This is a genomic window from Candidatus Melainabacteria bacterium RIFOXYA2_FULL_32_9 (assembly GCA_001784615.1).
Taxonomy (GTDB): domain Bacteria; phylum Cyanobacteriota; class Vampirovibrionia; order Gastranaerophilales; family UBA9579; genus UBA9579.
Genome location: MFRQ01000141.1, coordinates 5,363 through 8,024, shown reverse-complemented (window position 1 = coordinate 8,024; position 2,662 = coordinate 5,363). Strand labels below are relative to the sequence as shown.

At 31.8% G+C, this 2,662-nt stretch carries 1 protein-coding gene; it reads left to right on the top strand.

The window, feature by feature from the left end; translation table 11 throughout:
• The first annotated feature begins 283 nt into the window (after nucleotides 1-283).
• The gene (locus A2255_03515) at nucleotides 284-2,518 is read left to right on the top strand and encodes a hypothetical protein (protein OGI17726.1); all 2,235 of its coding nucleotides are present in this window, start codon (nucleotides 284-286) and stop codon (nucleotides 2,516-2,518) included.
• The last annotated feature ends 144 nt before the right edge of the window (nucleotides 2,519-2,662 follow it).

The window sequence follows — 2,662 nt, the reverse complement described above, 5'->3', positions numbered from 1 at the left end:
ATTTTTGTCTAAACCTTTTAAGTTATTTTTCTGAACTTAAAATTTTAGACGTTTTTTTGTCGGATAGGTTCTAATGTTTGGCTGACTAATTTGAAAATATTTATTTATAACCTTTTTACAGTATAAATATGATTAATTTATCAGTGAGGACTTAACTTTATATGTTAGTGCCGGCAATTGGTGTCTTATCATTTAAATAAATTATTGATTTAGAAGCTCAAGAATATATACTTGTAGTGTAAACGTTTTGGTATTAATGGTTTTTGTTTAAGAAGGAAAATTTATGATCAAGAAGCTTTCTGTAGCTTTTATATGGCATATGCACCAGCCAGTATATACCAATACATTAACCGGAGAGTACTTAATGCCATGGGTGAGACTCCATGCCATTAAAGACTATCTGGATATGTTATTGATTCTGGAAGAGTTTCCAAATATTAAACAAACATTTAATCTTGTACCGTCTTTAATAGATCAGTTATATGATTATGGTCACAATAATGCTCATGATTCACATTCCAGATTGACTGTGACAGACATTGCCAAATTAAGTAGTGAAGATAAGGAGTTTATTCTCAAACACTTTTTTGACGCAAATTATGCAAATATGATTTCTCCGTATGAACCGTATAGAAAGCTTTATGAGAAAAGGTATCAGAATGATCAAGTGACGGTTGATAATTTTTCTGATCAGGAATATTCAGATATTCTTGCCTGGTTTAATTTGGCATGGTTTGATCCTTACTGGCGTACAAAAGTGTCAGAACTTGATAACCTCTATAATAAAGGTTGTGACTATACTCTTGAAGATCGTAAGTTAATAATTGAATTACAAAGAAGAATTATTAAAGATATTGTCCCCAAATATAAAGAATTTCTCCAAAAAGGACAGATAGAAATCTCTACGAGTCCGTATTATCACCCGATAATACCTCTTGTAGTAGATTCTGGCTGCGCAAAAAGATCTTCACATGATATTCAATTACCGGCATCAAGTTTTGAGTATGCTGATGATGTAAAAGTTCAGATAAAAAGTGGTATTAATAAGTTTAAGGAAATATTTGGCGTTGCTCCAAGTGGTATCTGGCCATCAGAACATTGTGTTAGTCCTGAAACTCTTGAATTACTTTCAGATTTAGGGGTTAAATGGATAATTAGTGATGAAGGAAACCTTGCTAAGACTTTAGGAAAAGAGTTTGTTAGAGATTTTTATGGTAATTTACAGGACCCTTATGACCTATGCCAAGCTTATCAGGCCGACATAAATGACAAGAAAATTTTCACTTTATTTAGAAATTCAGTTTTTGCCGATTTAATTGGCTTTGAATATGGTGATCAAGATTCTGAAATAGCAGCGAATGATTTATATGAAAGAATAAAAACTATCCAGGCTAAGCTTCAAGCTACTCCTGAAGAAAATCATATTGTAACTATAGCTATGGATGGTGAAAATTCTTGGGAAAGCTATAAGGAAGATGGTGGATTATTTCTCAGAAACTTGTATAAATTATTATCTGAAGATGAAACTCTTGATATAACAACTGTTAGCAATTTTCTAGAAAGAGCAAATAAGCCTAAAACACTGAATACAATTCATTCGGGTTCTTGGATTAATCGAAATTTTAACTTATGGATTGGTGATCCTACTAAAAATATTGCCTGGGATTATTTACATCAAACAAGAGAAGACCTTGTAAACTTTATAAAAGAAAATAAGTATTCAAAAGAAGTTATAAATAAAGCCTGGAAAGAAATATATATAGCAGAAGGTAGTGATTGGTTTTGGTGGTACGGTGAACCTAATGATTCAGGGCATGATGATATGTTTGACTTGCTCTTTAGGGTGCACCTGAAAAATGTATATAAAATTCTTGATGAGCCAGTGCCAGACTATTTGGATATTCCGTTAGACTTATTTGCAGGAACTCCTTCTCGTTGTCCCGATGGCATTTTTAGGCCTTCTATTAATGGAATGATTGATTCTGATGATGAATGGGCAAAAGCAGGGCATATAGAGCTTCCTCAAGGGCCTATGTATCAATCAGATAGGTTATTAAGACGTATTTTCTTTGGTTATGATTCGGATAATATTTATTTTAGGTTTGATATTAATCAAGATAGAATACTCAACTTAACTAACGAGATTTATATCTATTTCTATATGCTTGATAGATTTGGTCTTTTATCACCTTTGAGAGTTAGAAATAAAGGAAATGCCATTTTTCCAACACAAAGATATACTTATGCTTATGAATTAGAGATTCCTGTTTGCCAGGGAAAAGTTTTTTCACCGGTTTTATCTGAAGCAATGGAAGGATCTTTATGGAAGATAAAAAGCCTGCACGGAGTAGGATATAATTATAAATCAGTGCTTGAGTTATCTGTTCCATTTGCTGATCTTGATTTACCTAAAGGTAATGAAGTCCATTTTATAGTTGTTACATCCAAAGCACAAATATTACAGGAAATTATTCCTCAAAATAAGTTGTTATCCATAGTGAGACCTGACTGTATCTAAAGTGTGAATTGTATAATATAGAAATTAATGATTTGTAAACTTTATATGTAGTCACTTTAACCTAAAGAATTAATTTACAATAATTTGGAGATAGCCAGTTTGATGAACCTAAAGTAGGGAATTGTTTAAAAATTTAATTTACAA